Source organism: Pseudomonas sp. PA-4-8C (assembly GCF_021606625.1).
GTDB lineage: Bacteria > Pseudomonadota > Gammaproteobacteria > Pseudomonadales > Pseudomonadaceae > Aquipseudomonas > Aquipseudomonas lactis.
In genome coordinates this window covers 1-3642 of record NZ_WKCD01000400.1, presented here as the reverse complement: position 1 = coordinate 3642, position 3642 = coordinate 1, and the positions used below count along the sequence as shown (strand labels likewise).

Below are 3642 nucleotides of genomic sequence, written 5' to 3'. Positions count from 1 at the left end.
GCTCCATGGCCCCGGACAACTCATCGGTGAGTGCGTTGCTGCGCCCTTCGAGGAACATCACCGAATGGCGCACATCCTCGGCGTACTCCGAAGGTTCCACCAGGCCCACGCAGGGCGCCTTGCAGCGCTTGATCTGGTATTGCAGGCACGGCCGGGTGCGGTTCTTGTAGAAGCTGTCTTCGCACTGACGCACAAAAAAGGTTTTTTGCAGCAGGCTCAGGCTTTCACGAATCGCCCCGGCGCTGGGGTAAGGCCCGAAGTACTTGCCCTTTTGCTTCTTTGCCCCGCGGTGAATGCTCAGGCGGGGAAAGTTGCCGTCGGATAAAAACACGTAAGGGTAGGATTTATCATCACGCAACAGGATGTTGTAAGGCGGCCGCCATTCCTTGATCAGCGTCTGCTCAAGCAGCAGCGCCTCGGTTTCATTGGCGGTGATGGTGGTTTCGACCTGGGCGATACGCGCCACCAGGGCGGCGGTTTTCGGCGCAAGGCCGGTCTTGCGAAAGTAGCTCGCCAGACGGTTCTTCAGGTTCTTGGCTTTGCCCACGTAAAGCAGGCGCGCCTCGCTGTCGAACATGCGGTACACGCCGGGGCGGCCACTGCAGGTGGAGAGAAAGGCACTGGGATCAAACGGTGTGGTCATGTCAGGCGCTGGCGTCCACCATGCCGTGGCGCACTGCGAGCAGGGTCAATTCAACATCACTGCTGATGGCAAGCTTCTCGAAGATACGATAACGGTAGGTATTGACGGTCTTGGGCGACAGGCACAGCTTGTCAGAGATGGTCTGCACCTTCTGGCAACCGACGATCATCAGGGCGATCTGGATTTCCCGCTCCGACAGCGCATCAAATGGCGAATCGCTGGTGGGCTGGAACGACTTGATCGCCAATTGCTGGGCAATTTGCGGGCTGATGTAACGCTGGCCGGCAAATACCAGGCGAATGGCTTGCACCATCTCGGCCAGGCCCGCGCCCTTGGTGAGGTAGCCGGCGGCACCGGCTTGCAGTAAACGGGTGGGAAACGGGTCTTCCTCGCACACCGTGACCACCACGACCTTGATGTCCGGATGGCTGCGCAATAACTTGGTCGTGGCACCAAGACCGCCAATCCCAGGCATCTTGACGTCCATCAGTACCACATCGGGCTTCAACTCCCGGGCCTTGATCAGGGATTCCTCCCCCGACTCCGCCTGGCCGACTACTTGCAGGCCGTCGATGTCAGCCAGCATTCGTGTAATGCCTGTACGAACGAGATCATGGTCATCGACTACTAGCACCCTAATCAAGCAGACACCTCGCGATATGGTCTTATAGGTTGCTGAACACCTTAGCAAAAAACCAAGGCGCAGACCTAGTTGCAAGTGTCATATATATAGAGATTAAACGTGCTGCGGCTGTTCGCCGGCTGGCGAACAGCCCTGTTTCCTGGGCTAAAGGTCAGGATTCCTGGGGGGGCGACTTGGCTTTTCCGTTCACTACGGATGAATGCTCAGCCAAGGTACTGGTCAAGCGACGGATTGCGTCCTGGTCTTCCTTGAACATCGCTCGGTAATTGCCCAGCACTTTCTCTTCGATCTTGCTCAGGTTATCCAGCTGGATCGGCGTTGGGCTGCCGGTCAACACGTACAGGATATCCACACCTTTTTCGGCGACGCGAGACAAATAGTCGGCCTTGGGTGCACGACCACCGCTTTCATATTTGCCTTGGGCGTTCGCTTCAACGCCTCCAATTTCTCCAAAAACTTTCTGCGACAGGCCAAGTCGCTCTCTTTCTTGCCTTAAGCGCGAACCGATTCCACTCATTTGGATGTATGATCCTAAATTGGCACACCCCAAGAGGTGTCACACCATCACTTCGTTAAACAAACTTGAACGGTTTTGAACTATGCCCGGAATCCGTACTGCTGCACAAGCCAAGGCCTGGCTGGAACATCAAGGAAAGTCAGTTCAAGCGTTCGCCCGGGAGCATGGCGTAGACCCGGCAACCACGTATCAAGTGCTCTCCGGGCGCAAAAAGGGACGGCGTGGAGAAGCCCATAAAGTGGCGGTACTTCTGGGCATGAAAGAGGGCGTTATCGTGGATGAGCCAAGAGCTCAATCCCACGACGAACAAAGCACTAACTGACAGCAGTATGCGCTTATTTGTAGGACGTGCCTGTTTTAGTCCGATGTGAGTGCGCGACACTCACGCTCCATCCGCCAGAAGCCATCCTCTTCACCGACAATGCTCAACCCTAAGCGCTGATACAGCCTTCTTGCCGGGTTGGTCTTGAACACCGTCAAACGTAGAAAGCCCAGGCCCTCGACGCGTGCCTTGAACGCCATTTGCTCCAGCACCCATGTGCCCGCGCCCTGCTTGCGGCAGCATTCCAGCAGGTGCAGCTCGCGGATATACAGGGCCTTGCCATCGCGGCTCAGGCTGATAAAGCCCATGACGACGTCATCGTTGCAGATCAGCCAGTTCTCGCGGCCCGCCCAGGCCACGTCGAAGCCGTCGCTGGACCACAACAAGCCGTTCTGACGGTAGTAATGGCTCATGGCCTGCTGGGTCAGGGTGCGGGCAAACGGCAGGTCCTGCTCGATGGCCCGGCGCAAATGAAACCTCATTCAGAGGGCGACCACTTGGCCGGTCCACTGCCCGCCGTCGCGACGGGCGATCACCAACGCGTCGCCGACACCGGGGGCGGCAACAAGCAAGTTGCCATCGGCGGTCCAGATCGCACTGCGACCGGCACAAGCCCAGCCTCCAGATGGGCCACCGTGGTTAGCCATCAGTACCAACAGGCCATGCTCGGCCGCATAGCCTTCAAGCAAAGCACTGTCCGCCGCGTAGCCTGCCTCGCTGATCAGTACGCTTGCGGCATACACTGTGGCGCCCGCTGCCGCCGCTTGGCGTGGATGGCTGGCCTGGGAAAAGTCCGCACACACCGCCAATGCTATGCGGTCATCTCCGAATGCCAAGACCTCACCGCCCTGCCCCGCAGCAAATGCCAGCTCCTCACCGGGGTGCAAGTGCTGCTTGGTGTAGACGCCGACTGAGCCGTCCGCCCCCAGCACCAACGCGCCGATCAGCACGCCTGCTTGTGGCGCCAACCGCACCGGCATGCCCACCACGGCCGTCAACCGCAGCTCCCGCGCCAGCTCACGCAACGGCGCCAATACGGCGTCTTGCGGGGCGATGGCCAAGTCGGCCGCCAGGAACGGCTCGTAGCCGGTCAGTGACAGTTCTGGAAACACCAGGCATTGCACGCCCTGTTCAGCCGCGGCCCACATCAACGCCAGGTGCCGCTGGATATTGGCAGCGACATCGCCCGGGATGGAAACGGTTTGCGCCGCAGCAAGGGTCAAGGCAGTCATGGTCGCGTCCTGGCAATCATTGTTTGAGAGCCGTCAGCATATCCACACTTGCCCCATAGCGGCATAGGTATCTACACAACGCTGTAACGGTGGACGGTAACCACGATGCGAAGCGAGTCGCTCTTGATCTGCTTTTGATCTTGATCTCAAGCGCCCCATCAAACCACGCTGGCCGGAATTCGACAGGGATTTGGGGGGTAAACCGGCAGGGATGCCGGTTTAGCCGCCCCGCGCCATGGATGGCGCGTGGCGGCGGCCCCCCAAATCACTGGCGGATTACGGGCA

At 59.1% G+C, this 3642-nt stretch carries 6 protein-coding genes; 1 reads left to right on the top strand and 5 read right to left on the bottom strand.

Going from position 1 to position 3642, the window contains the following annotated elements; translation table 11 throughout:
• The 3 genes from GIW04_RS28975 to GIW04_RS28965 form a co-directional block, all read right to left on the bottom strand.
• Positions 1–643 (bottom strand): GIY-YIG nuclease family protein (locus GIW04_RS28975; RefSeq protein WP_236479468.1); only part of this gene is annotated, 643 nt, incomplete at its 3' end.
• Position 644: 1 nt separating this feature from the next.
• Positions 645–1286, bottom strand: a complete 642-nt coding sequence (gene gacA, locus GIW04_RS28970) for a response regulator transcription factor GacA (RefSeq protein ID WP_003190387.1) — start codon at positions 1284–1286, stop codon at positions 645–647.
• A 151-nt stretch (positions 1287–1437) separates the two neighbouring features.
• The gene (locus GIW04_RS28965; protein WP_003190384.1) at positions 1438–1803 is read right to left on the bottom strand and encodes a helix-turn-helix domain-containing protein; all 366 of its coding nucleotides are present in this window, start codon (positions 1801–1803) and stop codon (positions 1438–1440) included.
• Positions 1804–1885: 82 nt separating this feature from the next.
• Between GIW04_RS28965 and GIW04_RS28960 the strand changes: the two genes are divergently transcribed.
• Positions 1886–2125 carry a DNA-binding protein gene (locus GIW04_RS28960; RefSeq protein WP_003190382.1) on the top strand — a complete coding sequence of 80 codons (240 nt, stop codon included), beginning with the start codon at positions 1886–1888 and terminating at the stop codon, positions 2123–2125.
• A 35-nt stretch (positions 2126–2160) separates the two neighbouring features.
• Here GIW04_RS28960 and GIW04_RS28955 read toward each other — a convergent pair whose 3' ends face one another.
• Both GIW04_RS28955 and GIW04_RS28950 read right to left on the bottom strand, forming a co-directional pair.
• Positions 2161–2607 carry a GNAT family N-acetyltransferase gene (locus GIW04_RS28955; protein WP_003190380.1) on the bottom strand — a complete coding sequence of 149 codons (447 nt, stop codon included), beginning with the start codon at positions 2605–2607 and terminating at the stop codon, positions 2161–2163.
• A complete protein-coding gene (locus GIW04_RS28950) occupies positions 2608–3357 on the bottom strand; it encodes a carbon-nitrogen hydrolase family protein (RefSeq protein ID WP_034135290.1) in 750 nt (249 codons plus the stop codon).
• Between the last annotated feature and the right edge of the window lie 285 nt (positions 3358–3642).